Source organism: Enterobacter mori LMG 25706, assembly GCF_000211415.1.
Taxonomy (GTDB): domain Bacteria; phylum Pseudomonadota; class Gammaproteobacteria; order Enterobacterales; family Enterobacteriaceae; genus Enterobacter; species Enterobacter mori.
The window spans coordinates 633124-648719 of the sequence record NZ_GL890775.1; the positions used below are offsets into that span (position 1 = coordinate 633124).

Consider the following 15596-nt stretch of genomic DNA (forward strand, 5'->3'; position numbering starts at 1 on the left):
CTGGCCCGCAGTCTGGCAAAACGTCCGAAATTATTGCTGCTCGACGAACCGATGGGCGCGCTGGATAAAAAGCTGCGCGACCGCATGCAGCTCGAAGTGGTGGACATTCTCGAGCGCGTGGGCGTGACCTGCGTGATGGTTACCCACGACCAGGAAGAGGCGATGACCATGGCCGGACGTATCGCGATCATGAACCGCGGTAAGTTCGTGCAGATCGGCGAGCCGGAAGAGATTTACGAGCATCCGACTACGCGCTACAGCGCGGAGTTTATCGGCTCGGTGAACGTCTTCGAAGGGCTGTTGAAAGATCGTCAGGAAGACGGGCTGGTCATCGAATCGCCGGGGCTGCAGCATCCGCTTAAGGTCGACTCTGATAACTCGGTGTTAGATAACGTGCCGGTCTACGTTGCCCTGCGTCCGGAGAAGATCATGCTCTGCGAGGATCCGCCTGCCGATGGCTATAACTTTGCCGTCGGGGAAGTGGTGCACATTGCCTATCTGGGCGACCTGTCTATTTACCATGTGCGTCTGAAAAGCGGACAAATGCTCAGCGCCCAGTTGCAGAACGAACATCGCTATCGCAAGGGACAGCCGACCTGGGGCGACGAAGTGCGCCTGTGCTGGGACGCGGACAGCTGCGTCGTACTGACGGTATAAGGAGCGATCATGAGTACACTTGAACCTCCAGCCCGCGTCAAAAAACCGGGCGGCTTTGCCCACTGGCTGGCGCGCATGCAGATGAACCACGGCCGCAAGCTGGTGATCGCCATGCCGTATATCTGGCTGATCCTGCTGTTCCTGCTGCCGTTCCTGATTGTTTTCAAGATCAGCCTGGCAGAAATGGCGCGGGCGATCCCGCCGTATACCAACCTGCTGGACTGGGCCGACGGGCAGCTGACGCTGACCTTAAACCTGGGCAATTTCCTGCAGCTCACCGACGACCCGCTCTATTTCGAAGCCTATTTGCAGTCGCTGCAGGTGGCGGCGATCTCGACGATCTGCTGCCTTCTCATGGGCTATCCGCTGGCCTGGGCGGTCGCGCACAGCAAGCCATCGACGCGTAACATCCTGCTGCTGCTGGTAATTTTGCCGTCGTGGACCTCGTTCCTGATCCGCGTTTACGCGTGGATGGGGATCCTGAAAAACAACGGCATACTGAATAACTTTCTGATGTGGCTCGGGGTGATCGACCAGCCGTTGACCATCCTGCATACCAACCTTGCGGTCTATATCGGGATTGTTTACGCCTATCTGCCGTTTATGGTGCTGCCGATATACACGGCCCTGACGCGCATTGATTACTCGCTGGTGGAAGCGTCGCTCGATCTCGGCGCGCGCCCGTTGAAAACGTTCTTCAGCGTCATTGTCCCGCTGACCAAAGGCGGCATTATCGCCGGGTCAATGCTGGTCTTTATCCCGGCGGTAGGGGAGCTTGTGATCCCTGAACTGCTCGGCGGCCCGGACAGCATCATGATTGGTCGCGTGCTGTGGCAGGAGTTCTTCAATAACCGCGACTGGCCGGTGGCCTCGGCGGTGGCAATCGTGATGCTGTTGCTGCTGATCGTGCCGATCATGTGGTTCCACAAGCATCAGCAGAAACAGATGGGAGACCACGGATGAACAACTTACCGGTAGTGCGCTCCCCGTGGCGAATTGCGATCCTGGTGATTGGCTTTACCTTCCTGTATGCGCCGATGCTGATGCTGGTGATCTACTCCTTCAACAGCTCTAAGCTGGTAACGGTCTGGGCGGGCTGGTCGACGCGCTGGTACAGCGAGCTGTTCCACGACGATGCGATGATGAGCGCGGTGGGGCTGAGCCTGAGCATTGCCGCCCTGGCGGCCACGATGGCCTGTGTTCTGGGCACCATCGCCGCGCTGGTGATGGTGCGCTTCGGGCGTTTTCGCGGTTCGAACGGCTTTGCCTTTATGATCACCGCGCCGCTGGTGATGCCGGATGTGATCACCGGCCTGTCGCTGCTGCTGCTGTTCGTTGCCCTGGCGCACGCCATCGGCTGGCCGGCGGATCGCGGCATGCTCACCATCTGGCTGGCCCACGTCACCTTCTGTACCGCCTACGTGGCGGTGGTGATCTCGTCACGTCTGCGCGAGCTGGATCGCTCTATTGAGGAGGCTGCGATGGATCTCGGCGCTACGCCGCTGAAGGTCTTCTTCATCATCACGCTGCCGATGATTATGCCTGCGGTGATCTCCGGCTGGCTGCTGGCGTTTACGCTCTCGCTCGACGATCTGGTTATCGCCAGTTTCGTTTCCGGGCCGGGCGCGACGACGCTGCCAATGCTGGTCTTCTCCAGCGTGCGTATGGGGGTGAATCCGGAGATCAACGCCCTGGCGTCAATTATCCTCGGCGTAGTCGGAATTGTCGGATTTATCGCCTGGTATTTGATGGCGCGCGCGGAAAAGCAGCGGGTGCGTGATATCCAGCGTGCAAGACGCGGCTGAAGCATTTAAAATTTCCAGTGAAGTGCCGCGCATGACGCGGCACTGTTTTTCAGGGAAGTAAAACATTGGGATTCTTTCAAAAAACACGTCATACGCATGCTCGTCCGAACGTTCCTGCGCTGGTGCAGGTGGCGGCGCTCGCCATTATTATGATCCGCTGTCTGGACGTGCTGATGATTCTGAACACCTTAGGCGTCCACGGCATCGGTGAATTCATTCACCGCAGCGTACAGACGTGGAATCTGACGCTGGTTTTTTTGAGCAGCCTGGTGCTGGTGTTTATTGAAATCTACTGTGCATTCTCGCTGGTCAAAGGGCGCAACTGGGCGCGCTGGGTCTATCTGCTGACGCAAATCATTGCTGCGGGTTATTTGTGGGCGGCTTCGCTGGGCTACGGATATCCTGAACTGTTTAGCATTCCCGGTGGTTCCCGGCGGGAAATTTTCCAGTCGCTGGTGATGCAAAAGCTTCCGGATATGCTGGTGCTCTGCCTGCTTTATATCCCGGCTTCCAGTCGGAGATTCTTCCGCCTGCAATAATGTGTATACACGTCATCCTTCAAGCCGTCTCTGCGTTGGCCGCGTCTGCTCACCCCAGTCACTTACTTGAGTAAGCTCCTGGGGATTCTCAGACTTGCCGCCTTGATACAACTTGAATGATTTTGTGTATATAATCGCAGCCCTCGTGATTCTTAAGGTTTTCATATGCAGTGCGCACTCTTTGACGCCGGACGCTGCCGCTCCTGTCAGTGGATAGAACAGCCGGTCTCTCAACAACTCACCGCCAAAATGGCCGACCTGCAACAGCTGCTGGCAGCACACGCGGTGGGCGAGTGGTGCGCACCCGTCAGCGGCCCGGAGCAGGGCTTTCGCAACAAAGCCAAAATGGTGGTCAGCGGCAGCGTTGAAAAACCGCTGCTGGGAATGCTGCACCGCGACGGTACGCCTGAAGACTTAACCGACTGTCCGCTTTATCCCGCCTCGTTTGAGCCCGTCTTTGCCGCACTGAAACCGTTTATCGCGCGTGCGGGCTTAACGCCTTACAACGTCGCCCGCAAGCGCGGCGAGCTGAAATACCTTCTGCTGACCGAAAGCCAGAAAGACGGCGGCATGATGCTGCGCTTCGTGCTGCGCTCCGAATCCAAGCTGGAGCAGCTGCGCGCGGCGATACCGTGGCTGCAGGAACAGCTTGTGCAGCTTAAGGTCATTACCGCAAATATTCAGCCGGTGCATATGGCGATCTTGGAGGGGGAGAAAGAGATTTTCTCCACCGACCAGCACGCGCTGGCCGAGAATTTCAACGGTGTGCCGCTGTGGATCCGCCCGCAAAGCTTCTTCCAGACTAACCCGGCCGTGGCGAGCAGTCTGTACGCCACCGCCCGCGACTGGGTGCGTGCGTTAAACATCCAGCATATGTGGGATCTGTTCTGCGGCGTGGGCGGCTTTGGCCTGCACTGCGCGACGCCAGAAATGCAGCTCACCGGAATTGAGATCTCCGCCGAAGCGATTGCCTGCGCGAAACAGTCCGCCGCCGAGCTGGGGTTAACGAATCTGCGCTTCCAGGCGCTGGACTCCACGCAGTTCGCCACCGGGCAGGGCAACGTGCCGGAACTGGTGCTGGTGAACCCGCCGCGTCGTGGCATCGGAAAGGCGCTGTGCGACTACCTGAGCCAGATGGCACCGGAATACATCGTCTATTCCAGCTGTAACGCGCAGACCATGGCGAAAGACATCGCTAACCTGCCGGGCTACCGCATTGAACGCGTGCAGCTTTTCGATATGTTCCCGCATACCGCGCATTATGAAGTGTTGACGTTGTTAATCCGTAGGCCGGGTAAGGCGTAGCCGCCACCCGGCATGACCCCCGGACAATGTTCAACAAAATGTGAACTCTTCATCCCTGCGAAATCAGGTAAGCTTACGTCATAAGAAATGAATAAGGCTTACCCATGAAGCAGATCCTGCTGGTGGAAGACGACCACGACATCGCGGCGCTTCTGCGACTCAATTTAGAAGATGAAGGCTACGCCATCACCCACGAGCCCGACGGGGGCAACGCCCTGCAGCGTCTTGAAAAACAGCCGTGGGATGCGGTGATCCTCGACCTGATGCTGCCCAACGTTGACGGTCTGGAGATTTGCCGCCGCATCCGTCAGATGACGCGCTACCTGCCGGTCATTATCATCAGCGCCCGCAGCAGCGAAACCGACCGCATTACGGGGCTGGAAACCGGCGCCGATGACTATCTGGCTAAGCCGTTCTCGGTGCAGGAGCTGATTGCGCGCATTAAAGCACTGTTCCGCCGCCAGCAGGCGATGGGGCAGGCGCAAACTGACGGTCAAATTCAGGCTCACGGGCTGACTATCGATCCGCTGGCGCGCAGCGTGCTGCTTCACGGCCAGGTGGTGGATCTCACGCCGCGTGAATTCGAGCTGCTGTACTTCTTTGCCCGTCATCCAGGCGAGGTGTTTTCCCGGTTAGCGCTGCTGGAGCAGGTCTGGGGCTATCAGCACGAAGGCTATGAGCACACTGTTAACACCCATATCAACCGCCTGCGCATCAAGATTGAGAAGGACGCCGCCGAGCCGGAGATTATTTGCACCGTCTGGGGCAAGGGCTATAAATTTGCGGAGCCAAATCATGATGCGCCGCTTTAGCCTGAGCCAGCGCCTGACGCTACTGTTCATCCTGCTGATGATGCTCTGCGCCACCGTCGCCTGCGCGGTACAGCTCTACAGCAGCACGCAGTACGGTAACGCGATGGTGCAGCGGCTGTCGGGCGGGCTGGCGCAGCAGATCGTCCAGCGCGAACCGATTCTGGACGCACAGGGGAAGGTGGACCGAACGTCACTCAAGCCGCTGTTTGACCGGCTGATGACCTTTAATCCAAGCGTTGAGCTGTACGTCGTCTCCCCGGATGGCGATATCCTGGCCGATGCCGCACCGCCGGGCCATATTCAGCGGCAAAAAATCGACCTGGCGCCGGTTCAGACCTTCCTGAGCGGTACCGCTATTCCGGTATTGGGCGACGATCCGCGAAGCCAGAATAAAAAAGTCTTTAGTGCCACGCCGCTGCGGCAGGACGGCGAGCTAAAAGGCTATCTGTACATTATTTTGCAGGGCGAGGAGTCGAACGCGCTGGCGGAGATGGCCTGGCATAAGGCGCTGTGGAGCACGGTGCTGTGGTCACTGCTGTGGGTCGCGCTGTTTGGCCTGCTGGCGGGCCTGCTGGTCTGGTACTGGGTCACGCGCCCGGTAAAAGAGCTGACGGTCGAAGTCGCGGGGCTGGATCGGGACAGCATGAGCGCAATCAGGCAGCTGGCCGTAGAGACGCCGGATGCGACGGCAAAGGATGAAGTGGCGCTCCTGCGCAACAGCTTTATCGAACTGGCACGCAAAATCACCCAACAGTGGGACCAACTGGCCGACAGCGATCGCCAGCGCCGGGAGTTTATCGCCAACATTTCGCACGACCTTCGCACGCCGCTGACCTCGCTGCTGGGCTATCTGGAAACCCTGTCGCTAAAATCCACGACCCTGACGCCGCAGGAACACCAGCAGTATCTCGCTACCGCGCTGCGTCAGGGTCAAAAAGTCCGTCATCTGTCGCAGCAGCTGTTTGAGCTGGCGCGCCTGGAGCATGGCGGCATAAAGCCGCAGCGCGAGCGGTTTGCGATGGCGGAGCTGATTTCCGACGTGGCGCAGAAGTTTGAGCTCACCGCCCGCACGCGCGAGGTGAATCTGCATATTGACGTGCCGGGACTGCTGCCGCAGGTGTTTGCCGATGTGTCGATGATCGAGCGGGTGGTGACTAATCTGCTGGATAACGCGATGCGCCATACGCCGACCGGCGGGGAAATTCGTCTGGCGGTCTGGCAGGAGAATGAACAGCTTCAGGTCGAAGTGGCAGACAGCGGAACGGGCGTCGATGCCGCGCTGCGAGACGATCTGTTCCAACGGCCGTCGGCATTGACGACCCAGGCATCGCGTGAGAATCGCGGCGGGTTAGGGCTGCTTATTGTGAAGCGAATGCTGGAGCTGCACGGGGGCGGGATCAGGCTGATGGAGTCGGTGAGCGGGGCGCGGTTCAGGTTCTTTGTGCCGTTGTGAGAGAGTGCCGGGTGGCGCTGCGCTTACCCGGCCTACAACTCCCCCCGTAGGCCGGGTAAGGCGCAGCCGTCACCCGGCAAAAACCATTACTGCGGGAACCACTGGTCGCTGATTTTCTGATACGTACCGTCCGCTTTAATCGCTTTCAGCGCGCCGTTCAGTTTTTCCAGCAGGGCCTTGTTATCAGGACGTACCGCGATACCCAGGCCTGTACCAAAGTACTGCGGATCGGTCACTTTCTCGGTTGCCGTGCCCAGCTGCGGATTGGTTTTCAGCCATTCGTTCACCACGGCGGTGTCACCGAATACACCGTCGATACGGCCATTTTTCAGGTCGATAATCGCGTTCTGGTAGCTGTCATAGGCCACGGTTTTCACTTCAGGATGTTTGTCCTGCAGGTATTTCTGGTGCGTGGTGCCGTTTTCCATTCCGATGCGTTTGCCTTTCAGCTGATCGAAAGAGGTATAAGCGCCTTTCTTCGCAATCACCACCGCCGAGTTGGCGTAGTATGGGTCGGTGAAGGAGACCTGCTTGCTGCGCTCAGGCGTGATGTCCATCCCGGAAATCACCGCATCGTATTTTTTGAATTTCAGCGACGGGATCAGGCTGTCGAAGGCATGGTTGGTAAAGGTGCAGTCGGCCTGCATCTGTTTGCACAGCGCTTTCGCCAGGTCGATGTCGAAACCGACGATCTGGTTGCTGGCATCCAGCGATTCAAACGGCGGATAGGTGGCGGAAACGCCAAAATTGATTTTATCCGCAGCGGATGCGCCAGCGGCGAAGGTTGCCAGTAATGCGGCCAGAACTAACTTTTTCATTGTAATGCTCCCGTCTGTCTATCTTGTCATTATGCGCCGTGTCTGCGGCATGGATGTACAATGCCAGTTAATGAATTTATATGCAATAAATATGATTAAATATTGTATATCATACAAAAAAAAGCGGATAACCCATCAGGTTACCCGCCTTTGATATACAGATTTATGCATTTGGCAGGTTAATTTCTGCGCTCAAACGCCAACGCTTTACGCTCGATCAGGCGCATCATCAGCGTCAACAGACCGTTGACCACCAGATACACCAGCCCTGCCGCCCCAAACACCATGACGTCGTAGGTGCGTCCGTACAGCAGCTGTCCGTGGCCCATCACTTCCATCAGCGTGATGGTGTAGGCCAGAGACGTACTCTTGAACACCAGCACCACTTCGTTGGAATAGGAGGAGAGCGCGCGCTTGAAGGCATACGGCAGCAGGATCGCCAGCGTGTCTTTCTTGCTCATGCCCAGCGCCCCGCAGGACTGCCACTGTCCTTCAGGAATGGCGCGGATCGCCCCGTAGAACAGCTGGGTGGTATAGGCCGCACTGTTCAATGAGAGCGCAATCAGGGCGCACAGCCACGGCTCAGAGAGCAGATGCCAGATAACCGGATACTCCTGCAGCGACGGGAACTGGCCCGGGCCATAGTAAATCAGGAAGATCTGCACCAGCAGCGGCGTGCCGGTAAACAGGGTGATGTAGGCACGCACGATCCACACCAGCACCGGCGTTTTCAGCGTCAGGATGATGGTGAAGATCAGCGCCAGGATCAGCGCCACGACGATGGACGCCACGGTCAGCGTCAGGCTGGTGTGCAGCCCCTTCATCAGCTCGGGTAAGTAGTCAAGCATCAGCCCGGTCTCCGTTCAAAACGCGTTGCACGCAGGTCGATGCGTTTGAGGATGTACTGACTCAGCAACGTAATCACCAGGTAGATCGCCGCCGCCACGATGTACCAGGTAAACGGCTCCTGGGTACGGGTGGCGATACTTTTGGTCTGCAGCATTAAATCGTTCACGCTGATGAGGCTCACCAGCGCGGTATCTTTCAGCAATACCAGCCACTGGTTACCCAGTCCTGGCAGGGCATGACGCCACATCTGCGGCATCACCAGGCGGAAAAAGATCGCCGCTTTCGACATGCCGAGCGCCTGGCCGGATTCCCACTGTCCTTGCGGAACCGCCTTCAGCGCCCCGCGCAGCGTTTGTGACGCGTAGGCAGAGTAAAGCAGGGAGAGGGCAATCACGCCGCACAGGAACGGGCTGACGTCGAAGTTTTCAATCTGCATCTGCACTGGGATCTGCGCAAAGCCGAGATTGATCGTGAAGCCGTCCGACAGCGTCAGCAGCAGCTGTGAGGAACCGAAATAGATAAACAGGACCACCAGAATTTCCGGCAGCCCACGCCGCACGGTCACCAGTGCGGAACCTGTCCAGGCGACGGGGAACCATTTTGCTGATTCCCACACCGCAAAGAACATCGCCAGCACAAGGCCGATAATCAGTGCGCAAACGGCAAGGCCGACGGTCATCCCGGCGGCGCTTGCTAATGGAAGAATTTCATTCATCAGGAATTACTTCTGGAACCATTTTTGGTAGATGGTTTCGTAGGTGCCGTCTTTCTTCACTTTTTCCAGCGCAGCGTTGAATTTCTGCTGCAACTCAGTGTTGCCCTGACGCACGGCGATGCCCAGACCAGTACCGAAATAGGCTTTATCGGTCACTTTGTCGCCCACTGGCGCCAGCTTGTCGTTGGCTTTCAGCCATTCAGTCACCACCGCGGTATCACCAAACACGCCGTCGATACGGCCGTTCTGCAGATCCAGCTTCGCGTTCTGGTAGCTGTCATACGGAACGGTGGTGATTTCCGGATGTTTATCCATGATGAATTTCTGATGCGTGGTGCCGTTCTGCACACCCACTTTCTTGCCTTTCAGCTGGTCGATGGACGTGAACTTGCCTTTCTGCCCGATGAACAGGGCGGAGTTATCGTAGTAAGGGGTAGAGAACAGCACCTGCTTTTCACGCTCAGGGGTGATGTCCATACCGGCCATTACGGCGTCGATGCGGCGGAACTTCAGGCTCGGGATCAGGCTGTCGAACGCCTGGTTGCTGAAGGTACAGGTCGCGTCGATCTCTTTACACAGGGCGTTAGCCAGGTCCACGTCGAAGCCCACAATTTTGTTGTTCGCATCGATGGATTCAAACGGAGGATAAGACGCTTCGGTGGCGAAACGAATTGTCTGGGCTGCGGTAGCGGAAAGGGTAACGCCAGCAAGCAGCACGGCAAGTAATACTTTTTTCATTATATTTCCCCTGACACAATCAATGAGATAAATAGTTTTTAAAGGCATCGGTTTGCGGGTTAGCGAAACAGCCCGCATCACCTTGCTCAACGATATACCCGTTTTCCATATACACCACGCGGCTGGCGGTTTTACGCGCCACTTCCACCTCGTGGGTCACGATCACCTGCGTAATATTGGTTTCCGCCAGCTCGCGAATAATGCTCACGATCTGGGCGGTGATTTCCGGATCCAGCGCCGCGGTAGGTTCATCAAACAGCAGAACTGCAGGCTCCATCATCAGCGCGCGGGCAATCGCCACACGCTGCTGCTGACCGCCGGAGAGGTGCAGAGGATAGCGATCGCTGTACGGCTTAAGACGCAGACGTTCCAGCAGCTTTTCGGCACGCGCCATCGCCTGGTCCTTGCTTAAACCGAGCACGCGGCACGGGGCTTCAATCAGGTTTTGCTGAACGGTCAGGTGCGGCCAGAGATTGTATTGCTGAAAGACCATGCCCACGTTTTGACGCAGTTCACGAATCGCTTTATCAGACGGCGTTTTCGCAAAATCAAAATGGTTACCGGCAATCGCCAGCGTACCCGAGCGGGGCATTTCAAGCAGATTGAGGACACGCAGAAGGGAACTTTTGCCGGCGCCGCTTGGGCCGAGCAAAACCAGCGTTTCGCCCTCCGGGCAGTTCAGCGTGATGTCGAACAGCGCCTGGTGTGCGCCGTAGAAGCAGTTAATGCCGTTTAGTTTAATACTCATCGGGGCAGTCTTTACTCATCCAGGCAATCTATAGCAATTGAGGCCGCAGCTAGTACCGTTGACAGAATAGTTATGCAATATTTCTGCGTTAAAAGTTAAATATAACCCGTATTTCCTCTTAAACATAGCACAAAATAGCGAAGGGCAAGGGGGGCGAGTATAAATGTCGGCATTCCGCGAGAAATGCCGGACATTTTACGGGGTTAACAATTATTTAACTGATGCTTTAGCGGTTCTCAATCGACTGTCGCAGCGTGCCTGCCGGGGCATGAACGCTGCCGCCGATGTAGCGTACATCGTCGACGGCCCAGCACTGGCCTTCGCGGATCATCAGCACTTCATCCTGCCAGGACTGGGTGCCCTGGGTCAGCTTCACGCGCAGCGGGATATTGCGCGCATCGGTGTTTGGGATGGTGGAAGCACTCGCGACTTCGGCGCTGTCGGGCAGCGTTGCGCGGCTGGAGAACGGGTCCGACTGAAGCAGCGCGTTATGCTGCGGATCGCGGGTCGCATCGTTCAGCAGTTTGGCCAGACCGTCGCTCAAATACGGACGAAGGGCAGTAAGATCGTTACCGCGATGCTGAATACGATAATCATAGAACTGTTGCGCCACGGTATCCGGGCCACCGTCAATGCAGGGGCCGCTGCGGGTACCGATATCCTTAAAGGCCGGCGTGACCGGGGTGGTGCACGCGCTGAGCACCAGCGCGCAAGGCACTAAAAGCGTTAAAGCAGAGTAGCGCATGTTGATTTCCTTATTTATTAACTATCCTTTCAATCATAGCGTAACGAACCGATAATGCTGGTGGTAAGGCATTGAACGCTAAAGAAGGAGAGAAAGTATGCAGTTTTCAACCACCCCAACCCTGGAAGGGCAGCCGATTACCGAGTATTGCGGCGTCGTGACGGGCGAAGCGATTCTGGGCGCCAACATCTTCCGCGACTTTTTTGCCGGTATTCGCGACATCGTCGGCGGACGCTCGGGTGCTTACGAGAAAGAGCTGCGCAAGGCCCGCGAAATTGCCTTTAAAGAGCTGGGCGAACAGGCAAAAGCGCTGGGCGCCGATGCCGTTGTCGGCATTGATATTGACTACGAAACGGTCGGTAAAGACGCCAGTATGCTGATGGTGAGCGTAAGCGGCACGGCGGTGAAAACCCGTTGATGAAGCGTTCGCTTTCAACACTCCTGTTGGCGCTGCTGCTGGCAGGGTGCGCCACGGAAAAAGGCGTTATTGATAAAGGTGCCTACGAGCTGGATACCCGCCACCAGGCGCAGGCGGCCTACCCGCGTATCAAGGTGCTGGTTATCCACTATACCGCGGATGATTTTGACAGCTCGCTGGCGACCTTAACGGACAAAAATGTCAGCTCCCACTATCTCATTCCGGCAATTCCTCCTGCTCCTGATGGCAAACCGCGTATCTGGCAGCTGGTGCCTGAAAGCGAACTGGCGTGGCATGCCGGGATCAGCTTCTGGCGCGGCACCAACCGTATCAACGATACGTCGGTGGGGATTGAGCTGGAGAACCGTGGCTGGCAAAAAACGTCTGGCGTTAAGCACTTTACCCCTTTTGAGCCTGCGCAAATTGCGGCGCTGGTGCCGCTGGCCAAAGACATTATCACCCGCTACAACATAAGGCCTGAAAATGTGGTAGCCCATTCGGATATCGCCCCGCAGCGCAAAGACGATCCCGGTCCGCTCTTCCCGTGGCGGCAACTGGCACTGCAGGGGATTGGCGCCTGGCCCGACGCCGGACGCGTCGCGTTCTATATGAACGGGCGACCGCCGTATCAGGTGGTGGACACCGCAGCGCTGCTGGATTTACTCGCGCGTTATGGTTACGAGGTGCCAGACAACAGCACGCCTGCCCAACAGAAGCGCATCATCATGGTGTTCCAGATGCACTTCAGGCCGCAGCTGTGGAATGGCGTCGCTGATGTGGAAACGATGGCCATCGCAGAAGCACTTTTAGAGAAATACGGGCAGGGGTAATTCTTCAGGAATACCCTGAATAAATAGATTAGCTTTGAATGCTCTTAAGATTAATCTTAAGTACATTCTCAATTCATTTTAAGTTAATTGATTTAAAATCGCCCTCAATTAAGATGGATTCATCGATTCACAGCATGAATCAATTAAAAAGACCCGTTCTGTTTTGGTTTTTTTAATTTTAAAAGAATACAAAGTTAACTTTACGGCAACATTCTTCTTTGCCGGAAAAATTCGCATTTAAACATCTTAATTAGGTATAACAATGTTAAGCATTTTTGGTAAAAAAACACGTCCTCATAATGAAATGGCAGCCATTATTCACGCAACCTCAGGATATGAGGAAAAGACGTTAAGAAAATGGCAAAAAATATCAACTTGTAACTCAGATAATATTCATATCATTGTCAGCGGTGAAGTGGAGTTCCGCCGTAGTTCCGATGACTTATGTATGTTTACCCTGGAGGGGCAATGTATTTTTGGCCTCTCCGCTATTTTCTACAATTCCGCACATATGCAGGGGGTTGTACGCAGCAATACCGTGGTTCGCACTATTCACAAAGATGAGTTCCAGCGGTTAATGACCCAACTGGGGCTGTGGCCCGAACTGACCAAAGTGCTGGCATGGTATATCTGTTTGCTCAGCAAACGCGATGATGTCTTAGTGGCCCGTAGCGCCTATTCCGTAGTGCGTGAATTCCTGATTGAAATTAACGAGCTTATTGTTCAGCATCAGCGAGATATTAATATTTATGATTACATTCAGGAATACACTAACCTGGCGCGCAGTACCATTATTAAAATCCTCTCAGACCTGAAAAAAGGTCAATATATTGTGGTGGAAAAAGGGCGACTTCTTAGCCTGTCTGCCTTACCTGAAAAATATTAATCCCCTCCGGTGTCTCCTTTTATGACAGAAGGAGACGCCGTCTGCGTTTCATCAACCGGTGGCGCGGGCATTTTTCCCTTCGACATATCATCCTGCTGCTGTTTTAACGCCTGCATAAACAACTCTTTTAACGAGCTGTCGTCATCCGATTTCATTGCCTTTTCGTGCGCCTCGGTGCCGGGTAAGGTATCGCGCGAGGTGTCATGCGTTATCGGCATATCCGGTAACGCGCCATCGGGGGCCTGCTGCCAGTCATTGTCGTCACTATTAAGGGGCATATTATCCATCGGCGGCACATTATCCTGCATGTTAACCGGCTGGGGTTTTGGATGCGGATGTGGGAACGGCTTCGTCACGTACACGTAATGCATATCAGACAGCGAGGTTTCCGGTTTCGCCACGCTCACCTTTTTTATCACGGGTGCCGGGTGGCGCAAATTCCAGTAAACGTGCGCATAAAGGCCGGCCGCGATCAGTGCACACAGCCCAAGACACCACAGCGCGATCACGCTGAGGATTTTACTGAACGACGGTAAACGCCATGAGAACCAGACCGGCTCCCCGGTGGTATAGCTGCGCTGGGCAGCAAGGCAGATGGTAGACATTATGCGTGTTTCTCTTGCGTAGCCGGGTTGGCCTGGGTTGTCTGGATCAATACGCTCGGCGTGGTATGGGTTTCGCGCATCAGCTGCATCAGCGTGTCTTCACCCGGAATACCGTCAACGCGAAGATGCATTTTCTGCTGGAATTCGCGGGTGCGTTTCATCAGTTCCGCCGTCCAGTTTTTATCGTGCGTTTCGCTTTCGCCCAGCGCCACGCTCAGCTGCTGATCCAGCCATTCGAGATCTTTGCTGCCGCTGGCGGCGGTGATTTCGTCTTTGCCTTCCGGCGTCAGGCGATGCAGGAGGGTGTAATTCCCCGTCGCGTGCTGGTTATACCAGGTGCGGCTCACCTGCCAGGTGCGGTTATTCATCAGCAGGTCGAGGGACTCTTTCCCCGCGCGCGCCACCACGGCGTAGTTAATATGATCGCCCGTTTTCATTTCGCTGACCCACGGATAACCTTCATTCGCCAGCGAGTCCAGGGTGGCATTTCCCTGTTTACACATCAAATTCACTTTACCGGCATTCTGACACAGCGCGTCGTCGGCTGACGCGTCATACCCCCACATGGCGTAAAGCTGATGCATGGCATCAGGCTGGTTTACCACTTCATGTTCGATGACCGGCAATACCGGCGCGCCTGGCGTTTTAACCGGCTGTTTCCAGCTGGCCGGTACCGGCAGTGCTACCGGCAGTTTTGCCGTGATGGAAGAGGTCATCATCCAGCCGCAGGCGGCGAACAGCACGGAGGCAAACAGCCCGATGGACGCCAGCGCTTTACCGCGTTTCGGTGCCGGAAGCACTTCGCCACACGCCAGGCGCAAATGACGCGGCCCGACGTTTGGCGCGCGTTCGGTCCACGCGGCCAGCATGGAGAGGTGCGCCAACTCGTTCAGCTTGCTGATGTTGCCTTTGGTCAGGGCGTGGATCTTTTTCACGCGAGCGGGCGTCAGCGGGGAGACGTCAGCGCCGTGCTCCTGGCACTGGGCGTCAACATAGCTCAGAAATTCGCGGCAGGTCAGGTTGCGCAGGGTGTGGCTGGTCAGAACAAATTCCTGCAGCGCGGAGTCTGTCAGCATCGTCTCCCGATCTTCACTGCCCATCAGGATGACCGACAAACGCACGTCCAGCTCCTGGGCACGCGTCAGCAGCATGGCCAGCACATCGTAGCTGTTATTCTTCATCGCCTCCGCGTGCGTGATGACCAGCACCTTTTGCGTTGCGCGGCTATCCCGCCACTGGCGCAGCACGGCATCCACGGCCTGCAGTTTATTTTTGCTCTCTTTCGCCGACGGGTTGAGCTTATACAGCAGGCTGCTGGCGCTCAGCTTTGGAAACGCGTTAATTGAGACGACGGTGCTGCTGCTCTTCAGTGCATCGCTGAACTGCCCCAGCAGTTCACTGTCGTGGTAAAAGAGCCCGGTGATCCCTGCCTGCTGGCTTTTCTCTTTCAGAAGATTGAACACATCCTGATGATAAGGCACCAGAAAATCGCCCGATTTACGGGTGATTGTTCTGAACGGAGGGGTACTGAATTTAAAATGACTCTGATACATAGCGACTGACCGTCTCTTCTCTTTAATAGCAATGGGCGAAAAGTACGGGATGCACCAGTCCTGGTCAATTTAACACCAGAGTAAAAATAACCTGCCGTCGGTCTCTAACATTCCCCTTTT

The 15596-nt window shown here is 56.0% G+C and carries 18 protein-coding genes; 10 read left to right on the top strand and 8 right to left on the bottom strand.

The features are described 5' to 3' along the window. The 7 genes from ENTMO_RS26500 to ENTMO_RS0108100 all read left to right on the top strand — a co-directional run. Window positions 1-657: TOBE domain-containing protein (locus ENTMO_RS26500; protein WP_041951376.1), on the top strand; the 657-nt coding region annotated here is incomplete at its 5' end. A gap of 9 nt (window positions 658-666) precedes the next feature. Continuing rightward, window positions 667-1620 (top strand): putrescine ABC transporter permease PotH, encoded by a 954-nt coding sequence (potH, locus tag ENTMO_RS0108075; protein WP_010429071.1) that lies wholly within the window; start codon window positions 667-669, stop codon window positions 1618-1620. After that, the gene (gene potI, locus ENTMO_RS0108080; RefSeq protein ID WP_010429074.1) at window positions 1617-2462 is read left to right on the top strand and encodes a putrescine ABC transporter permease PotI; all 846 of its coding nucleotides are present in this window, start codon (window positions 1617-1619) and stop codon (window positions 2460-2462) included. The genes potH and potI overlap by 4 nt, the downstream gene beginning before the upstream one ends. Window positions 2463-2527: 65 nt before the next feature. Further along, a complete protein-coding gene (locus ENTMO_RS0108085; protein WP_010429077.1) occupies window positions 2528-3001 on the top strand; it encodes a YbjO family protein in 474 nt (157 codons plus the stop codon). 165 nt (window positions 3002-3166) lie between these two features. Further along, window positions 3167-4306, top strand: coding sequence for a 23S rRNA (uracil(747)-C(5))-methyltransferase RlmC (gene rlmC / locus ENTMO_RS0108090; protein WP_010429079.1), 1140 nt, complete (start codon window positions 3167-3169; stop codon window positions 4304-4306). A 104-nt stretch (window positions 4307-4410) separates the two neighbouring features. Beyond that, window positions 4411-5118, top strand: coding sequence for a response regulator transcription factor (locus ENTMO_RS0108095; protein WP_010429082.1), 708 nt, complete (start codon window positions 4411-4413; stop codon window positions 5116-5118). Then, window positions 5102-6571 (top strand): sensor histidine kinase, encoded by a 1470-nt coding sequence (locus ENTMO_RS0108100; protein ID WP_010429083.1) that lies wholly within the window; start codon window positions 5102-5104, stop codon window positions 6569-6571. Before ENTMO_RS0108095 ends, ENTMO_RS0108100 begins: the two co-directional genes overlap by 17 nt. A gap of 86 nt (window positions 6572-6657) precedes the next feature. Here the strand turns inward: ENTMO_RS0108100 and artJ are convergent, their stop codons facing one another. The 6 genes from artJ to ENTMO_RS0108130 form a co-directional block, all read right to left on the bottom strand. After that, window positions 6658-7389, bottom strand: a complete 732-nt coding sequence (gene artJ, locus ENTMO_RS0108105) for an arginine ABC transporter substrate-binding protein ArtJ (protein ID WP_010429085.1) — start codon at window positions 7387-7389, stop codon at window positions 6658-6660. 179 nt (window positions 7390-7568) lie between these two features. Beyond that, window positions 7569-8237: an arginine ABC transporter permease ArtM gene (artM, locus tag ENTMO_RS0108110; RefSeq protein ID WP_010429086.1), complete on the bottom strand. Its 669-nt coding sequence runs from the start codon at window positions 8235-8237 to the stop codon at window positions 7569-7571. Continuing rightward, on the bottom strand, window positions 8237-8953 hold the full coding sequence (artQ, locus tag ENTMO_RS0108115) for an arginine ABC transporter permease ArtQ (RefSeq protein WP_010429088.1): 717 nt from the start codon (window positions 8951-8953) through the stop codon (window positions 8237-8239). The genes artM and artQ overlap by 1 nt, the downstream gene beginning before the upstream one ends. A 6-nt stretch (window positions 8954-8959) precedes the next feature. Further along, window positions 8960-9691 (bottom strand): arginine ABC transporter substrate-binding protein ArtI, encoded by a 732-nt coding sequence (gene artI / locus ENTMO_RS0108120; protein ID WP_010429090.1) that lies wholly within the window; start codon window positions 9689-9691, stop codon window positions 8960-8962. Between the two features lie 19 nt (window positions 9692-9710). Beyond that, window positions 9711-10439 carry an arginine ABC transporter ATP-binding protein ArtP gene (artP, locus tag ENTMO_RS0108125; protein ID WP_010429094.1) on the bottom strand — a complete coding sequence of 243 codons (729 nt, stop codon included), beginning with the start codon at window positions 10437-10439 and terminating at the stop codon, window positions 9711-9713. 226 nt (window positions 10440-10665) lie between these two features. Beyond that, window positions 10666-11184: a lipoprotein gene (locus tag ENTMO_RS0108130; RefSeq protein WP_010429096.1), complete on the bottom strand. Its 519-nt coding sequence runs from the start codon at window positions 11182-11184 to the stop codon at window positions 10666-10668. Window positions 11185-11281: 97 nt separating this feature from the next. Here ENTMO_RS0108130 and ENTMO_RS0108135 point away from each other — a divergent pair, with 97 nt between their 5' ends. The 3 genes from ENTMO_RS0108135 (at window position 11282) to ENTMO_RS0108145 (ending at window position 13318) form a co-directional block, all read left to right on the top strand. Further along, entirely contained in the window at window positions 11282-11602 is a 321-nt protein-coding gene (locus tag ENTMO_RS0108135) for a heavy metal-binding domain-containing protein (RefSeq protein WP_010429098.1), read from the top strand. Further along, complete coding sequence (locus tag ENTMO_RS0108140) at window positions 11602-12432, top strand: N-acetylmuramoyl-L-alanine amidase (protein ID WP_010429099.1); 831 nt, start codon at window positions 11602-11604, stop codon at window positions 12430-12432. The genes ENTMO_RS0108135 and ENTMO_RS0108140 overlap by 1 nt, the downstream gene beginning before the upstream one ends. 262 nt (window positions 12433-12694) lie before the next feature. Further along, window positions 12695-13318 (top strand): helix-turn-helix domain-containing protein, encoded by a 624-nt coding sequence (locus ENTMO_RS0108145; protein ID WP_010429102.1) that lies wholly within the window; start codon window positions 12695-12697, stop codon window positions 13316-13318. Here ENTMO_RS0108145 and ENTMO_RS0108150 read toward each other — a convergent pair. Both ENTMO_RS0108150 and ENTMO_RS0108155 read right to left on the bottom strand, forming a co-directional pair. Further along, window positions 13315-13923, bottom strand: coding sequence for a hypothetical protein (locus ENTMO_RS0108150; protein WP_010429106.1), 609 nt, complete (start codon window positions 13921-13923; stop codon window positions 13315-13317). The genes ENTMO_RS0108145 and ENTMO_RS0108150 overlap by 4 nt on opposite strands. Further along, window positions 13923-15476 (bottom strand): ExeA family protein, encoded by a 1554-nt coding sequence (locus ENTMO_RS0108155; RefSeq protein ID WP_010429109.1) that lies wholly within the window; start codon window positions 15474-15476, stop codon window positions 13923-13925. The genes ENTMO_RS0108150 and ENTMO_RS0108155 overlap by 1 nt, the downstream gene beginning before the upstream one ends. Window positions 15477-15596: the final 120 nt, after the last annotated feature.

Coding starts and splice junctions, on each gene's coding strand:
- potH (WP_010429071.1), top strand. CDS start 667: ATGAGTACACTTGAACCTCCAGCCCGCGTCAAAAAACCGGGCGGCTTT.
- potI (WP_010429074.1), top strand. CDS start 1,617: ATGAACAACTTACCGGTAGTGCGCTCCCCGTGGCGAATTGCGATCCTG.
- rlmC (WP_010429079.1), top strand. CDS start 3,167: ATGCAGTGCGCACTCTTTGACGCCGGACGCTGCCGCTCCTGTCAGTGG.
- ENTMO_RS0108095 (WP_010429082.1), top strand. CDS start 4,411: ATGAAGCAGATCCTGCTGGTGGAAGACGACCACGACATCGCGGCGCTT.
- ENTMO_RS0108100 (WP_010429083.1), top strand. CDS start 5,102: ATGATGCGCCGCTTTAGCCTGAGCCAGCGCCTGACGCTACTGTTCATC.
- artJ (WP_010429085.1), bottom strand. CDS start 7,389: ATGAAAAAGTTAGTTCTGGCCGCATTACTGGCAACCTTCGCCGCTGGC.
- artM (WP_010429086.1), bottom strand. CDS start 8,237: ATGCTTGACTACTTACCCGAGCTGATGAAGGGGCTGCACACCAGCCTG.
- artQ (WP_010429088.1), bottom strand. CDS start 8,953: ATGAATGAAATTCTTCCATTAGCAAGCGCCGCCGGGATGACCGTCGGC.
- artI (WP_010429090.1), bottom strand. CDS start 9,691: ATGAAAAAAGTATTACTTGCCGTGCTGCTTGCTGGCGTTACCCTTTCC.
- artP (WP_010429094.1), bottom strand. CDS start 10,439: ATGAGTATTAAACTAAACGGCATTAACTGCTTCTACGGCGCACACCAG.
- ENTMO_RS0108130 (WP_010429096.1), bottom strand. CDS start 11,184: ATGCGCTACTCTGCTTTAACGCTTTTAGTGCCTTGCGCGCTGGTGCTC.
- ENTMO_RS0108135 (WP_010429098.1), top strand. CDS start 11,282: ATGCAGTTTTCAACCACCCCAACCCTGGAAGGGCAGCCGATTACCGAG.
- ENTMO_RS0108140 (WP_010429099.1), top strand. CDS start 11,602: ATGAAGCGTTCGCTTTCAACACTCCTGTTGGCGCTGCTGCTGGCAGGG.
- ENTMO_RS0108145 (WP_010429102.1), top strand. CDS start 12,695: ATGTTAAGCATTTTTGGTAAAAAAACACGTCCTCATAATGAAATGGCA.
- ENTMO_RS0108150 (WP_010429106.1), bottom strand. CDS start 13,923: ATGTCTACCATCTGCCTTGCTGCCCAGCGCAGCTATACCACCGGGGAG.
- ENTMO_RS0108155 (WP_010429109.1), bottom strand. CDS start 15,476: ATGTATCAGAGTCATTTTAAATTCAGTACCCCTCCGTTCAGAACAATC.